Origin of the sequence: Paractinoplanes hotanensis, from assembly GCF_023717965.1 — a bacterium.
Taxonomy (GTDB): Bacteria; Actinomycetota; Actinomycetes; order Mycobacteriales; family Micromonosporaceae; genus Actinoplanes; species Actinoplanes polyasparticus.
This window is the reverse complement of sequence record NZ_JAMQOL010000074.1, coordinates 24,193-38,880: the sequence shown is the minus strand read 5'-3', so window position 1 is coordinate 38,880 and position 14,688 is coordinate 24,193. Positions and strand designations below refer to the sequence as shown.

11 protein-coding genes are annotated in these 14,688 nt (G+C 72.1%); 10 read left to right on the top strand and 1 reads right to left on the bottom strand.

The annotated features are described in order from the left end of the window. Nucleotides 1–104: 104 nt before the first annotated feature. Together LXN57_RS42635 and LXN57_RS42630 are read left to right on the top strand one after the other, a co-directional pair. Nucleotides 105–2,054, top strand: a complete 1,950-nt coding sequence (locus tag LXN57_RS42635) for a S8 family serine peptidase (RefSeq protein ID WP_251804003.1) — start codon at nt 105–107, stop codon at nt 2,052–2,054. A 224-nt stretch (nt 2,055–2,278) separates the two neighbouring features. Further along, nucleotides 2,279–3,322, top strand: coding sequence for a S8 family serine peptidase (locus LXN57_RS42630; RefSeq protein ID WP_251804002.1), 1,044 nt, complete (start codon nt 2,279–2,281; stop codon nt 3,320–3,322). 21 nt (nt 3,323–3,343) lie between these two features. On the opposite strand, the gene eccCa is transcribed toward LXN57_RS42630, so the two are convergent. Continuing rightward, nucleotides 3,344–7,351 (bottom strand): type VII secretion protein EccCa, encoded by a 4,008-nt coding sequence (eccCa, locus tag LXN57_RS42625; protein ID WP_251804001.1) that lies wholly within the window; start codon nt 7,349–7,351, stop codon nt 3,344–3,346. Between the two features lie 136 nt (nt 7,352–7,487). Here eccCa and eccD point away from each other — a divergent pair, with 136 nt between their 5' ends. The 8 genes from eccD to LXN57_RS42585 all read left to right on the top strand — a co-directional run bounded on the left by eccD (nt 7,488) and on the right by LXN57_RS42585 (nt 14,686). Beyond that, the gene (gene eccD / locus LXN57_RS42620) at nt 7,488–8,882 is read left to right on the top strand and encodes a type VII secretion integral membrane protein EccD (protein ID WP_251804000.1); all 1,395 of its coding nucleotides are present in this window, start codon (nt 7,488–7,490) and stop codon (nt 8,880–8,882) included. Nucleotides 8,883–8,885: 3 nt separating this feature from the next. Then, a complete protein-coding gene (gene eccB / locus LXN57_RS42615; RefSeq protein WP_251803999.1) occupies nt 8,886–10,274 on the top strand; it encodes a type VII secretion protein EccB in 1,389 nt (462 codons plus the stop codon). A gap of 88 nt (nt 10,275–10,362) precedes the next feature. Then, on the top strand, nt 10,363–10,677 hold the full coding sequence (locus LXN57_RS42610) for a hypothetical protein (RefSeq protein ID WP_251803998.1): 315 nt from the start codon (nt 10,363–10,365) through the stop codon (nt 10,675–10,677). A gap of 46 nt (nt 10,678–10,723) precedes the next feature. Further along, nucleotides 10,724–11,014 (top strand): WXG100 family type VII secretion target, encoded by a 291-nt coding sequence (locus LXN57_RS42605; protein ID WP_251803997.1) that lies wholly within the window; start codon nt 10,724–10,726, stop codon nt 11,012–11,014. A gap of 88 nt (nt 11,015–11,102) precedes the next feature. After that, entirely contained in the window at nt 11,103–11,459 is a 357-nt protein-coding gene (locus tag LXN57_RS42600; protein ID WP_251803996.1) for a hypothetical protein, read from the top strand. Nucleotides 11,460–11,512: 53 nt separating this feature from the next. Further along, complete coding sequence (locus LXN57_RS42595; protein WP_251803995.1) at nt 11,513–13,897, top strand: WXG100 family type VII secretion target; 2,385 nt, start codon at nt 11,513–11,515, stop codon at nt 13,895–13,897. A gap of 31 nt (nt 13,898–13,928) precedes the next feature. Further along, a complete protein-coding gene (locus LXN57_RS42590) occupies nt 13,929–14,351 on the top strand; it encodes a YbaB/EbfC family nucleoid-associated protein (protein ID WP_251803994.1) in 423 nt (140 codons plus the stop codon). Continuing rightward, complete coding sequence (locus LXN57_RS42585; protein WP_251803993.1) at nt 14,348–14,686, top strand: hypothetical protein; 339 nt, start codon at nt 14,348–14,350, stop codon at nt 14,684–14,686. Before LXN57_RS42590 ends, LXN57_RS42585 begins: the two co-directional genes overlap by 4 nt. The last annotated feature ends 2 nt before the right edge of the window (nt 14,687–14,688 follow it).

Below are 14,688 nucleotides of genomic sequence, written 5' to 3'. Positions count from 1 at the left end.
TTTATTGAAGGTTCGGCGGCCGCCAGCGTCTATCGAGTTGGCGACCGCCTACTTGTGCGACCGGGCATAGCCTTCGGCAGACCGTGAGGCGAAGGAGACTTCTGGTGACGACGAAGGCGTCCGCGTGGTCGGGCGTGCTCGGTTGCCTGGCATTGGTGGCGGTTCTGACGCCGACCGGTGACTGGGGTTGGAAGAGGGTGGCATCGGTGTCCGTCCGGGCCCCCTCCACCCCACCGTCCGCGGCGCCGGCCCCGCTGGGGCCCAAGGCGTCGGTGCCCGTCCAGCCCGCGGCGGTCACGGGCGCGGAGCGAGTCAAGTTCTATACCGTCGGTGAGGCCACGCCCGGCCGGCCGGAAAGTCTCAGCGCCATCGCCGGCCGGCTGCTGGGCGCTCCGGGCCGGGCCACGGAGATTCTGCACCTCAACGCCGGCCGCCGGCAGGCGGACGGCGGGGCGATGACCGACTCGACGACCCTGCGGGCCGGATGGACCCTGGTCCTTCCCTGGGATGCGGTCGGCGACGGGGTACGGCACGGCGTGCTTACGGATGGTCCGAGGACAGCGGCGCGATCGCCGCAGGGCGCTACGACGCCGGCGTCTCCACCTGGCGGGCCGGCCCCGGCGTCCCCGCCCGGCCGGGTCGCCCCAGTGCCGGCGCCTTCGCCCGCTCTTGCGGCCGAGGCGCCGAGGGCGAGTGCCCCGCCTCTTCCGGCGGCGGGACTGTCGCCCGGTGCCGGGCCGGGCAAGGACGGTGACCCAGCACGCCCGCACTCATGTGACCCGTCGGCGTCGTCCCAGCCCCGGACAGGTTCCCGCTGGGCCTACGACCGCATGGCGGCAGACCAGGCCTGGGGGCGCGCCCAGGGCGAAGGTGTCCTGGTCGCGGTCGTCGACTCGGGCGTCAACGCCGCGGCGCCGGAGCTGGCCGGCCGGGTCGCCATCGGCGCCGACATCCTCACCGGTAGCGGGCGAGGAGATACCGACTGTTCCGGTTCCGGTACGGCGATGGCCGGTATCGTTGCCGCGGCCCCGGCCAGACCGGTCATGGACGGAGGGAGTCCGGTGATCGGCCTTGCCCCGGCCGCGACGATTTTGCCGCTGCGGGTGGTGAGCCGGATTCCGCGTGCAGCGGAGCCGGGTGACGCGGCAACCGCGATCGAGGTTGCCGTCTCGGCCGGCGCCCGGGTGGTAGCGGTCGGAGCCTATGTGGACCTGACCGCTCCCGCGGTGTCGGACGCGGTGCGGTCAGCGTTCTCGCACGACGTGGTCGTGGTGGCCCCTGCGCCGGCCGCGTCCGCGGGAGGTGGCAGCGATCCGCCCACGTCTGAGCTGGACGGTCTGCTGATGGTCGGCGGGGTCGGCCCCGATGGCCAGCCGGCGGCGGACTACCGGCCGGACACGGTCGACGTGCTGGCCCCCGGGATCGATGTGGCCAGTCTCGGCCCGGAGGGTGCGGGAGTCCGGGCGAACAGTGGGTCGCAGTACGCGGCCGCCTTCGCCACGGGTGCGGCAGCCTTGGTCCGTTCCGCCTACCCCAACCTCGACGCCGCCCAGGTGGTGCACCGGATCAAGGCGACCGCCGAGCGCGCCGGACAGGACGGGCCGGATCCGGTCGTTGGCTGGGGAATGATCAACCCGAACGCGGCGGTCAGCATGGTCCTCGCGGCGGAGACCGTGACCCCGGCTTCCGGCGGCGGCGCCGGCAGCCCGCTGCGGGCTCTGACCGTCGGACTGGTGATGGTCACTGGGCTGGCTGCCGTCACGATCCTGGCCCGGCGGTCGCCGGCCGGCTCGGTCGAGGCGGCCACCGGCGAATCGGCCGGCCGGCCCGCGGTCCGGCGGGCCGGGGAAGAACCGGACGATGCCGGAGCTGCTTCGGCCGTCCATCCGGTGGCCGCCGAGCCGGTCATTGGTCCGGTCGGGGCGCCCGTGTCCGGCGCCGAGGAGTCGGCTCCGGTAGCGTCGAGCGTCCTTGAGGCACCGGAACGGGCGGCCGGCGCGGTCGCCGAGGCGCCACCCGAGACGGGTGGTCCTGCCGCACCCGTACGTCGGTGAGCCGTAGCGTGCCGCCGGCCGGTGCCTGCCTCGCCGGCGGAGCCCGCCGGTTGACGGGCGCGGGGACGGCGCTGGCACTCGTGGTGCTGGCCGCGCCGCGGCCCGGGCCGGCATGGGCCGGTGCCCCTCCGGGAGAGCAGCGGGCGCCGGTCCGATATGCCGCCGTGGCTGCCGAGCCTCCAGCGTTGCCGCAGGGTGGTGAGGGGTGCGTTGGAGCGTCCCCGGTGGTGTCCGACGCCGCGCCGTGGGCCGTACGCCGCGTCGCGCCGCAGGCGGTCTGGCCCTTGACCCGTGGTGCGGGAGTCCTGGTCGCCGTCGTGGACACCGGGGTGAGCGCCACGGCGGGCGCCCTCGCCGGGGCGGTACGGCGGGGCGCCGACGTGGCGGGACCCGGAACCGGCGACCGCGACTGCGCCGGCCGGGGCACCGCGCTCGCCGGCATCGTGGCCGCGCGCCCGATGGCCGGTAGCGGGTTCGTGGGAGTCGCACCGGCCGCAACGGTGTTCCCGGTCCGGATCGTGGACGGTCGCGGCAAGGTCGGCACAAACGCGATAGCGCGAGGCATCCGCAAGGCCACCGAGGCGGGCGCGGACGTGATTCTGGTCGGTACCGGCACTGCTCACCCCGACGATACGCTCCGCTCAGCAGTCCGCGCGGCCGTGGAGCGGGACGTCGTGGTGGTGGCGTCGGTCTCCGACGACGAGCCGGTCGGCGTCGCGCAGCGCCCCGCGCCGTGGTACCCGGCAGCCGACGAGGATGTGCTGGCGGTCGGCGGCGTCGGGACGGACGGGGCGCCGACCGAGGCGTCACCGGCGGAGGCCGGCGTGGACCTGCTTGCCCCGGCCGCCGGCGCGGTGAGCATCGGTCCGAGCGGAACGGGTCATTACACGGTCGGTGGCCCGGCGGTGGCGGCGGCGCATGTGGCCGGAGCCGCGGTGCTGGTCCGTGCGTACCATCCCCAGCTGACGCAGGCCGAGGTCCGGCGGCGGCTGGAGCTGACCGCCGAGCATCCGCGGGGCGGCGGTCCGGCGCCCGGCGTGGGGTACGGCACGCTGGACCTGTACGAGGCGGTCGCTGCGCTGCAGCTGGGCGAGGAGCCGTTGCCCGGCACGCCGCCTCCGATGACCATCATGGCCGAGCCGCCGCGGCCGGACCCGGCGGTGGCGGCGTCGGTTTTCGTAGCTGTCGCCACCGTGACGGCGGCCGCTTTCGGGTATGTGTCTGCGCGGGTGATCCACTGGGGTCGGCGTCGCCGCTGGCGCTCGTAGGACGGGCGGTGCGTACCGGCCTCAGCCGGCCGCCGTGCTCGCCCCGGGCGCGGTCGCTGCCGCCGGGCTCCACGGCGTCTGGATCAGGCGGGATCCTCGCCGGTTGCACAGCAGCGCGCGTCCGGGGGGCAGGTTGCGCGGCTTGGTGTTGCCGAGCAGCGGGCCCTCGTTGGGTGGGCAGGAGAGCGCCAGCTCGGGGCTGTTGGTCTCCTGCAGGCGGCGGATCAGCGGGTCCATCGACATGCGCAGCACGTTCGCCGCGCCGCGGGTCAGCACGAGGTGGAACCCGATGTCTGCGCCCTGCGACAGGTAGGGCGCCAGGGGCAGCAATGGGCTTTCGTGCCCGGCGAGCAGGTCGTAGTCGTCCACCAGGATGAACAGGCGTGGCCCCTGCCACCAGTCCCGGCGGCGCAACTGCTCCGGGGTGATGTCGCCGCCCGGTACCCGGGGCGCCAGCCCGAGGATCGCATCGGCCACCGTCGCCTTGGTGGAGTCGGCGGAGACGGAGTATCCGAGTCGGTACGGTTCCGGCACCGCGTCGAAGAGCTGCCGCCGGTAGTCGACGATCATGATCCGCGCCTCGGCCGGGGTGTAGCGGGCCATCACTGAATGGGCCAGGTGGCGCAGCAGGTTGGTCTTGCCGCTCTGGCTGTCGCCGAGGGAGGTCAGGTGTGGCAGCTCGGCGAAGTCGTGCCAGACCGGCTGCATGCCGGCCTCGTCCAGTCCCAGGGTCACCTGCAGATCGCCGCGCGGTTCGGGCAGGGTGTCGACCGGCAGCACCGCCGGCAGGGTGCGCACCGGCGGGGCAGGCTCACCGGCCCAGAACTCGCCCGCCATGGTGGCCAGCGCGCGTACCCCGTCGGTGAGGTTATCCGGGTCGGCGACGCCGTCGATGCGCGGCAGCGCCGCGAGGAAGTGCAGCTTCTCCGAGGTGAGGCCGCGGCCGGGTGACTGCGGCACGGTGGCTGCCATGCGCAGGTCGACGGTCGAGTCGACCGGATCGCCGAGGCGCAGCTCGAGTCGCGTACCGATCTGGTCCCGCATCGCGTGGTGCACCTCGGACCAGCGGGCCGCGGTGATCAGCAGGTGCACGCCGAAGTTGAGTCCCTGCGCGGCGATCTGCCGGACCGCCGGCTCCAGCGACTCGAACTCCTGTCGGAGGGTGAACCAGCCGTCCACGGTTAGGAACACATCACCGTACGGATCGTCGGTGATCTTCCCCGCCGCCCGTGCCTCGCGGTAGGTCGCCATGCTGTCGACGCCCAGATCCGCGAATCGCCGTTCCCGGTGCGCGATCAGCGCGGTCACCTCTGCGACGGTGCGGCTCACCCGGTCGGTGTCGAGCCGTCCCGCGACGCTGCCGATGTGCGGTAGCCCGGACATCGCGCTCAGCGTGCCGCCGCCGAAGTCGAGGCAGTAGAACTGCACCTCTCGCGGGCTGTGGGTGAGCGACAGGCTGCTGATCAGCGTACGCAGCAGGGTGCTTTTGCCGCTGTGGGGACCGCCGGCGATACCGACGTGCCCGCCGATGCCGGACAGGTTCACGGTCAGCAGGTCGCGCAGCTGCTCGAACGGCTTGTCGATGAAGCCGACCGGCGCCATCAGCCGGCTGTTGCCCGGCCAGTCGAGCGCGATCAGGCCCCGGTCCGGGTCGGGTGTCAGCGTCGGCAGCAGGTGGTCCAGCGTCGGCGACGCACCCAGCGGCGGCAGCCATACCTGGTGGGCCGGCGGCCCGTGGCCGACCAATTGGGTCACCACGGTGGCGAGCACACTGCGCTCGGCCGGCGTCGAGGCGTCGCTCGTGGCCTCCGGTGCTGCGGCGGGGTGCTCCGTCGCAGCCGTCTCCGGCTCCGGCGGCGGAGACGCCACCGATTCCAGGCGGTATGGCACCACCTGCTGCTGCACGATCTCCTGGCGGACGCGGACGGTGGTGTCCCGGTGGGCCCCGGACACGTATCCGGCCTTGAAGCGGATCAACGTCGACACGTCGGTGCGCAGGTAGCCGTTGCCGGGCGCCGGGGGCAGTTCGTAAGCGTCCGGCACCCCGATCACCGACCGGGACTCCATCGCGGAGAAGGTTCGCAGGCCGATCCGGTACGACAGGTGGGACTCCAGCTGGGTGATCCGGCCGTCATCGATTCGCTGGCTGGCGAGCAGCAGGTGCACCGCGAGGGAGCGACCGAGCCGGCCGATCATGACGAAGAGGTCCATGAAGTCGCGGTGTGTGGCGAGCAGCTCGCTGAACTCGTCGACCACGACGAACAGGGTGGGCAGCGGGTCCAGCGGAGCACCCTGGGAGCGGGCCCGTTCGTAGTCGAGCACAGAGCTGAAGCCGCCGGTGGATCGCAGCTGTTCCTGCCGTCGCACCAGCTCGCCGTGCAGGGCGTCCTGCATCCGCCCGACCAGCGCGGCTTCGTCCGCCAGGTTGGTGATCACCGCGGAGGTGTGCGGGAGCTGGTCCAGGCCGAGGAAGGTGGCACCACCCTTGAAGTCGACCAGGACGAAGTTGAGCGTCTCGGACGAGTGGGTGGTGGCCAGCGCCAGCACCAGCGTACGCAGCAGCTCGCTCTTGCCCGAACCTGTCGCACCGATCAGCATGCCGTGCGGACCCATCCCGCCCAGCGCGGACTCCTTGATGTCCAGCTCGACCGGATGCCCGGTGGCGTCGATGCCGATCGGCACTCGCAGTCGCTCTCCGGCGCTTCGCCGCTTCCACAGGGTCGCCAGGTCGAGCCGTTTCACGTCCGGGATGCCCAGCATGGTGCCCAGGTCGAAGGTCGATGTCAGGGCCTCGGCGGCGACCTCGGCGGCGACGCCGAGCCGGAAGGGCGACAGGATCCGTGCCACCCGCTCCGCTCCCGTCACGCTCAGCCGGTCCGGCCGGGCCAGCCGCGTTCGCACCTCGCTGCCCAGCCGGTCCCGCCGCACCATGAGCAGATCGTCGTCGCGTACTTCCAGGCAGATCGCCCCCTTGCCGCTCGGCGGCGTCGGATCGTCGAGGTCGATCAGAACCGCGTTGCGGTAGCCGGTGCCGGCCATCCGGTTCCCGGCGCCGAGCCGCCCACCGTCGCGGATCACCGCCACGTACGGCTCGTCGCGGCTCGGGGTCGCGCCCATTTCCCACCGGGGCCGAGCGGTGAACGCCTCACCGAGAAACCGCTCGACCGCCTCGACGGTGTCCCCGACCATCCGGGCCGCGCCGGCCGCGTCGTGGTCGCCGGGGCTCTGCACGTGTGGCAGCCACTTGGTCCACTCCCAGGCGGCCACGCCGTCGTCGTCCAGGCAAAGCACGATCCGCACCTCCTCGGGCGCGTGGAACGTGGCCAGCTGAGCGAGCAGCGCGCGGACGACCGCGCGGCTGTCCTGCTTTTCACCTGACCAGCGGACCTGGGCGAAACCGCGGAGGAACAGGGCGATCGGCTGATCGGAGATGGTGGTGTAGGCACGGATGAACCGGCGCAGCGCCTTCGCTGAGAGCGGCTCGAGGTCGTCGATCGGCTTGGTCTGCAGGGGTGTGATCCGTACCGCGAGCCGCTGATCACCGGTGCCGGCGCGCAGCTCGAGGAAGTCGGGATGGGTGGGTCGGCGTTCCCAGCGCCGAGAGGTCATCACCAGCGACCAGAGCGATCGCGGGTCCGGGTGCTGCCAGTCGGCGGCGTCGCGCTGGCGAGTTGCGTCCCGGCGTACCCGTTTGCGGTTCTGCGCCAGGTATCGCAGGTAGTCGCGGCGGTCGCCGCCCAGCCGTTTCTTGCGGTCCATGCCGCCGAACGCGACCTGGCCGAGCACCATCCCGCCCATGGCCAGCACGAGGGCGCCCAGCATGACGTAGGTGAGCGGCCCGCGAGACCCGCTGATGAACATCAGCATCATCACGCCCGACATCAGCGCCATGGGCAGCACCATCATGGCCTGGCGCATTCCGTTGCTCTGCGGCTCCGGCAGCTCCGGAGGCTCCTGCAGATCGATGTCACCGGTGGGCATCGCCGGCCCCGTGCGGCGGGCCGGGCGTCGGAACAGGACGGTACTCATAGGGGAACAGCCTTCCGCTCGGGTCCGACATCTAGAGACGGATGCCGGCCGTGAACGGTCAACGCGGCAGCGGCTGTGATCTGTTTCACACGTGGGTGCGATGAAGAGCCGAGAAGACAGCACGTCTTTCCCACATATGAGCGCTTCTGCAGCCGAGATGTGCCGCCTGGTGGTCCATGGACCCGGGCGGCGCATGGAGGTCGCCGTACCGGCTGAGGTGCCGATCGCTGACCTCTTCCCCGCTCTGCTACGCCATCTCGGCGACAACGTCGCCGACGCCGGGCTCGCACACGGCGGCTGGGTGCTGCAACAGCTGGGGGCCCCGCCCCTGGACGAGGAGAGCAGCGTCGCCGCCCTCGGCCTGCGGGACGGTGACTCCCTCCACCTGCGCCCGAGGTCGGAGCAGATCCCGCCGGTGCACTTCGACGACCTCGCCGACGGCATCGCCACCGGCGTGGGCGGGCGGTCCGGACTGTGGCGGCCCGAGATGATCCGCTGGACCGGGCTGGGCGTCCTGGTGGTCCTGCTCGCGCTCGGCCTCGTCGTGGTGGCGGCGCCGGGGCCGCAGGCGGCACGGGCGGTCGCGGCCGGTCTCCTGTCGCTGATCTGCCTGGCAGGCGCGTTCGGCTTCGGCCGGGCCGCCGCTGACCGCGGGTTCGCTGTGGCGGCGGCATTCGCCGGGATCGCGTACGCCGGTCTGGCCGGATGGTTGGCCCCGGCCATCGCGCGCGGCAATGACGTGACCGGGAACGCCGCACCGCTGTTGTTCGCCGGAGCGGTGGCGGTGGCGGGGGCCGCGCTGCTCGCCGGCGTGGTCCTCGGCCGCACCGGACCGGTCGTCGTCGCCGTGGTCAGCGCCGCGCTGTTCGTGGCCATCGGCGCCGGGCTGGCCGTCTATCTCGAGGTGGCGGCCGGGACGGCGGGCGCTGTGGTGGCTGTGCTCGCGACCGTGCTCACCGTGGTGGTACCGATGACCGCGTTCCGGCTCGCCCGGATCCACCTGGCCCCGCTGCCCACCGAGCCGGAACACCTGCAGGAGGAGATCGACCCGGAGCCGAGCGAGGTGCTGCTCGCCCAGACCGCCCGGGCGGACCGGTACATGACCGGGCTGTACGCGGGGAACGGCGTCGCCGCCGGCGGCTCGGTGGTCCTGCTGGCGGCCGCCGGCGGCTGGGCGTCCTGGACGCTGGTGGCTCTGGTCGCCGTGACCCGGCTGCTGGCGCTACGCCCGATGACCAGCGCCTGGCATCGGCTGGCGCTGGCCGTGCCGGCGTTGCTCGGCATCGGGGTGATCGGAGTGCTGGCGCTTGCAACCACGGCGCCGTTGCCGCGGCTCACGGTGGTCGTCGTCCTGCTTCCGGCGGCCGCGGTGATGCTCTTCTGGCTCGGGCGCGACCTGCCGGACCGCCGAATCATGCCGTACTGGGGCCGGATCGGTGACATCGCGCAGTTGCTCAGCACCGTCGCCATGCTGCCGATCCTGCTCGCCGTCCTGGGCGCGTACGGCGCCGCCCGGGCGTTGGGTGGTTGAGCCGTGCAGAGCCGCAGGGATCAGGTACAGGCACAGTCGTACGTGCTCGGCCGGCTGACCGCCGCGCTGGTGTCCGGTCAACCGGACGGGCTGGAGAGCCCGCACCGGCGGATGATCGTCGGAAGTATCTGCGGGCTGCTGATCGGCGCCCTCTTCGTGGCCGGCTTCGCCGTCTTCGGACTGCTCTACCCCGGTGGCGCAACGAAGTGGCGGGCTCCCGGCACGCTGGTGGTCGAGAAGGAGACCGGCGCCAGCTACGTCTATGCCGGGGGAGCGCTGCGCCCGGTGCTTAATTACGCGTCCGCCCGGCTGCTCTTCGCGAAGCCGCCGACGGTCGTCTCGGTCTCCCGTGAGTCGCTGCGCGACGTGCCGCACGGTCAGCCGGTGGGCATCGTCGGGGCCCCGGACACGTTGCCGCCCGCGGGAACGGTGACCGACCAGGCCTGGACGGTCTGCGCCCCGGCCGCACGGGACCAGGCCGGCGCTCTCAGCACCACGACCACTCTCACCGTGCGCAGGGCGACCGAGCGCCAGGATCGTCCACTCGCCCCTCACGAGGCGCTCGTGGCCACCGTCGGCGGTCGGAGCTTCCTGATCTGGCGCGGCAGCCGCCTGCGTCTGGCCGAGCCGTGGCTGGCCCGGGTTTTCGGCCTGGACCGGGGCGGCATCCCGGTCGAGGCCGGCTGGCTGGACGCGGTGCCCGCCGGGCCGGACCTGGCGCCGATTCCGGTCTCCGGGCGAGGGGACCCGGGGCCGGCGGTCGACGGGCGGAACACCCGGATCGGCGAGCTCTTCGTGGCCCGGCCGGCCGGATCCCCGCAGCGGCGGTATCTCCTGCTCCCCGACGGGCTGGCGGAACTCACCCCGGTCGCGTACACGATGATCGCTGCCGACCCACAGACCACGAGCCTGTACGGCGGCGGGACGGTGACGCCGGTGGAGCTGAGTCCCGCGGCGCTGGCGCAGCTGCCGATCTCCCGCCGTGCGGTGCTGCCGACCGGTGTGCCGGAGATCCCGCCGGAGCTGGCCCAGCTGCCCGCCGGATCCGCCTGGTGCGTCAGACAGACCATGGCCGACGGGCGCATCGAGATCACGGCCGGCGTGCCGCCGGTAGAGGCGGTTCCCGACGGGGCCGGAACCTCCCGCACCTCACGCACAGCGGCCCGGATCGCGGTGGAGCCGGGTGTCGGCGGACTGGTGCTCGCCGGTCGGCTGGACCAGGCGGCCGGCTCCGGGCTCTACCTGATGACTGATGCCGGAGTGAAGTATCCGCTTGCCTCGGCCGCGGTGGCAGAACGACTCGGCTACCCGCCGAGCGGCGCCCGGCCGGTGCCGCGGCGGCTGCTCGAGCTCGTGCCGACCGGGCCGTTGCTGGAGTCGGCCGTGGCGTGACGGCGCTGGAGCGCAGAAGGCGCCCGTCGCAGGACATTGCGACGCGTCCCGCACCGGGACGCGGCAGAGACAGAGAGGAATCGGAGCCATGGCAGGTGGAGTCACCTACAACGAGGGCAGCAGCAGCAGCCTCGTCGGCGCATTCGGTCAGATGGAGGGTGATCTGAACTCCGCCGATGGCGTGCTGAACGCGGCGTACTCCGAGCTGGAGGCGGCCCACAAGGGCAGAAGCGGCACGACGTACCGGCAGGGACTGGACGAGATCCGCAGTGGACTCGCGAAGGTCCGGCACGCCCTCGAGGTCCTGCGGAGCGGTGTGACGGGCACCAGCAACATCAGCAGCGGCACGGAAGAGGGCAACCAGTCCCTCGCCGGCCAGGTCGGCATGTCCAGCTGGACCTGAGCCGCCTCAGAGCCGAACCCATCAGCAACCGGAAAGGACGAATGACATGAGTGACTTCGATGTGCTGCCCGAACATATGGACGAGGTGGCGAATCAGCTCGGCCGGCTGCCCGGACAGGTCCAGGACGCTATCAGCACCCTGATGGGAAAGGTCGCGCTCTACGCCGACCTCAACAACGGTACGGCGATCGACGCCTATCAGCGGGCCCAGGCGGAGTGGAACGCGGGACTGGGCGAGGTCAACGAGGGCGTCGGCAAGGCCGCACCGATCCTGCACAACATCGCCCAGGAGTTCCGGTCAGGCGATTCCCGGGCGGCGGGGCTGTTTCCCGTCTGACGACGGACTGGAGGACAGGTGACGGCGGTGCGCGCCGTCGTCGCCTGTCCGGCCCGGACATCCCACCTGTCCCCGGAAGGAGTGCGACATGCCCCCGAAAGAGAAGATCACCCACACCAGCAGTGCCGTCGACACGATGAACCGGAAGGTGACCGGCTGGCGCGCCCAGCTCGGCGCCGCCCGGTTGGGCATCAATCCCGGTAACCCGGCACATCCGCACGGGACGCCGTGGGCCACGCTCACCGTGGCGGCGGGCGGCGCAGGCTTCACCACCGGCGCCTATCTCGAGAAACGGGTGGGCGAGGTCGGTCTCAAGATCGACACGGTGCTGACCGCGTTCCAGACAACGCTCGGCACCTCCTCGCGCGCGCTGACCAACACCGACGACGAGGCCACGAGCACCGAGAAGAAGAACACCGACAACGCCAACCGGCTGACCATCTAGCCGGTCCGCCGCCCGTCCGATCGCTGTCCGACACACCTGCCCGGGAGAATCCGATGACGTCGCCTGTGCCCGCAGTCAGCTGGGAGGAAGGGCTGGTTCAGGTCCTGGACGCGAAGGCGTTCGATCGGCGCACGTTTGTCGACCGCCCGTGGATCAGCCTGGTGCAGGCGCGCAACATAGGGTACGCCGGCATCGAGAAGTTCCGGTTCGACGACATCCCGCCGAACCAGTTCCGGTTCGTCCAGCGCTTGGGGCCGCAGGACGACTTCGGTGACTATCCGATCCGGATCGTCGAGGGCCGCATCGACTGGTTCGTCGGCGCCAAGGACGATTCCCCGCACGAACACTTCTGGAACGGGTTCCACAACTCGGCCCGGGATGCGCTGAACCAGATCCCGGACTCTTCGCCGCTGAGTCCCCGGTCGTTCCACACCGCCGCGGAGTCGATGTACAACCTGGCGATGTGGCTCGACCAGGCCACCGGGGAGCTCCAGGCGGAGATCAACAACCTGGACGGCGGTTCGTCCGGGTTTGAGGGCGCAGCGGCGCATGCGTTCCGCGAGTCGCTGCTCAGCATGCGTAGGGACATGCTCGCCCTGCGGCAGGATCTGGAGTCGAGCCGGAACTGGCCGCAGATGTTGCACGAGAACGGGGACCGGGCCGAGTGGTTCTGGCGCGACATGCGGGCCTCCTGGTCCAACTGGATCGGCAACACGGGGAACCAGCCGAACGGGATGATCAGCCAGGCGCTGACCCAGATCAGGAACCATGTCGTCGGCGGTGACCCGTTCACCGACAACGGCGGGAACTGGAACATCTCGATCGATGTCGGAGGCGGGCCGAAGTCGTACGACTTCTCCCAGGACAACGCGTTCGAGCAGTTGAACATGGAGATGCACGCAGTCTTCCAGACGCGGATCGCAGAGCTCGACAGATGGGCGACCATCCACGTCGGCAACATCCGCGGCAGTTTCGAGGACACCGCCTCGAACCTGCTCGATCCCAAGGTCGCCCCGCCGCCCACGCCGAACGGCAACGTGCCGCCGCCCAACGTTGGCGGTGGCGGTGGCGGTGGTGACCTCGGTCTGGGTGACGGCGGTGGCGGTGGCGGTGGTGACCTCGGTCTGGGTGACGGCGGTGGCGGTGGCGGTGGTGACCTCGGTCTGGGCGACGGCGGTGGCGGTGGTGGCGGTGACCTCGGTCTGGGCGACGGCGGTGGCGGTGGCGGCGGTGACCTCGGTCTGCGTGACGGCAGTGGCGGCAGTGGCGGGGGCGACCTAGGCCTCGGCGACGGCAGCGGCGGTGGTGGAGGTGACCTCGGGCTCGGCGCCGGCGCCGGTGGGGGTAGCGGTGACCTCGAGCTCGAGGCAGGTGGCGGTGGCCTCGGCCCCGGAATCGGTGGCGGCGCCGCCCCACCGCCCGCCGGAGGCTTCGGCGGTGGCGACCTCGGCTCCGGCTCCGGCGCGGAGATCGGCTTGGTCGGGGCGGGCGGATCGGCCGGCGGTTCCGGCGGCGTGATCGGCGGCGGTTTCGGGATCATGCCGGGCCTCGGCGGACTCGCACTGCCGGGCGGCGGCGGACCCGGTAAGGACCCGGAGAAGCCGGGCAACGGCCTGCCCGGCGCGATAGGCGGCGACTTCGGCGAGACACCCAGCACGATCGATCCGGATGGCCTGCCCGGCTCGGCCGGATCGGTTCCGGGCGCGGCCGGTGGCTCACCGGGTTCGCAGGACACCCCGCCCGGCTTCGCCGGTGGCGTCGGCATCGGTGAGCTGCCTGTGTTGCCGGGCGCCGGTGCCGGTGCCGGTGGTGTTGTCGGTGGTGGGGCCGGTATCGGTGACCTGCCGGGGTTGCCGGGCGGTGCTCCGGGTCCCGGGGGCGATTTCTCCGGCGGAGCCCCGGCCGGCGACGACTTCGGCGAGGGCTGGCCGGGCGGCAGCTGGCAGTCCGGCGGAAGCTCCGCGGTGCCGGGCGGGGGCATGCAGGTCGGCGCGCTCGGCCCGGCGCCGATGCCGGCCGATGGCGGTGGCGGCGCCTCGACGGGCGGTGGCGGCTGGGATGCGGAGCCCGGCGCCGGTCCGGCGATGTCCGGGCTTGTCGCCGGCGCGGCCGGCGGTGTGCTCGCCGCCGGCGCGGCCGGGGCCGCGGGCCCCATGGCCGGCGGCTCGCCCGGTTTCATGCCGCCGATGATGGGCGGCATGGGCGGTGGCGCCGGCGGCGGCGGGCAGCAGGAGAAGGACCGCGAACGCAGGACGTGGCTGGCCGAGGACGAGGAGGTCTGGGGCACCGACCCGGGCGTGACGCCGTCGGTGATCGGCCGGGACGACACCGCGGACGAGCTGGAGGACGACCGTGCCTACCCCGCGGTGCCGCACCGCCCGGACTCGCCACGCGAGCCGGCGCGCGGCACCGGACGCAAGAGCGGGCGGGCGTACTAGATCAACGGATCGCTCGAGGAGGAAGCTGTTCATGACAGGTCCCGTGCACGACATGATGGAGAAGTCGTTCACCGCGTTCGAGGAGCAGAAACGCGCGGTCGAAACGTTCGAGAAGGCGGTGGCGGAGGCCGAGACGACGGTCACTGCCAAGAACCGCGCGGTCAGCGTCACGGTGGACGGCCGCGGTGACCTGACGGACGTCAAATTCCCCACCAACGCCTACCGGACGATGGCGCCCGCCGAGCTGAGCAGCCTGCTTGTTGAGACGGTCACATCCGCCCGCGATCAGGCGCGTGCGGGCATGAACGAGTTGCTCGAGGCGATCCTGCCCGGCGGCATGGCCGCCGACTTCCTCACCAACTCGGTGCACATCGACGAGATGATGGACGAGGCGATGCGCGCGGCCAACCAGATGTTCCCGGGCTCGGCGCCGGCGAGCGGAGAACGGCGGTGACCGGCCCGCATCGGATCGCCGCGGATCTCGACGAGATCAACGGGGGACCGTTCGGGCCCTTCTACGCCATCTCGCAGGCCAACAAGGACCAGCTCGACAGGGACCTGTTGCTCTACGACTCGAGCACGGACGCCCGGGGCGAGTTCGACGAGGCGGTCCTCAGAGGGCTCGTGCCGTCTCAGAAGTTCCTCGCCGTGGTGGTCGGCGGCTTGGTGGACCTTGCGGAGGGCCGGGGCGATTCGGTTGACCGGATGGGTGGGATCCTGCGCGACGCCGGCGACGTCACGGACAGTCTTGCCCAGCAGATGCCCGGTGAAGGTCCTCGGCCTACCTGAGT

Excerpts from the sequence above, each read along its gene's own strand:
- eccCa (WP_251804001.1), bottom strand. The coding sequence starts at position 7,351 with ATGAGTACCGTCCTGTTCCGACGCCCGGCCCGCCGCACGGGGCCGGCG.
- eccD (WP_251804000.1), top strand. The coding sequence starts at position 7,488 with ATGAGCGCTTCTGCAGCCGAGATGTGCCGCCTGGTGGTCCATGGACCC.
- LXN57_RS42610 (WP_251803998.1), top strand. The coding sequence starts at position 10,363 with ATGGCAGGTGGAGTCACCTACAACGAGGGCAGCAGCAGCAGCCTCGTC.
- LXN57_RS42605 (WP_251803997.1), top strand. The coding sequence starts at position 10,724 with ATGAGTGACTTCGATGTGCTGCCCGAACATATGGACGAGGTGGCGAAT.
- LXN57_RS42600 (WP_251803996.1), top strand. The coding sequence starts at position 11,103 with ATGCCCCCGAAAGAGAAGATCACCCACACCAGCAGTGCCGTCGACACG.
- LXN57_RS42595 (WP_251803995.1), top strand. The coding sequence starts at position 11,513 with ATGACGTCGCCTGTGCCCGCAGTCAGCTGGGAGGAAGGGCTGGTTCAG.
- LXN57_RS42590 (WP_251803994.1), top strand. The coding sequence starts at position 13,929 with ATGACAGGTCCCGTGCACGACATGATGGAGAAGTCGTTCACCGCGTTC.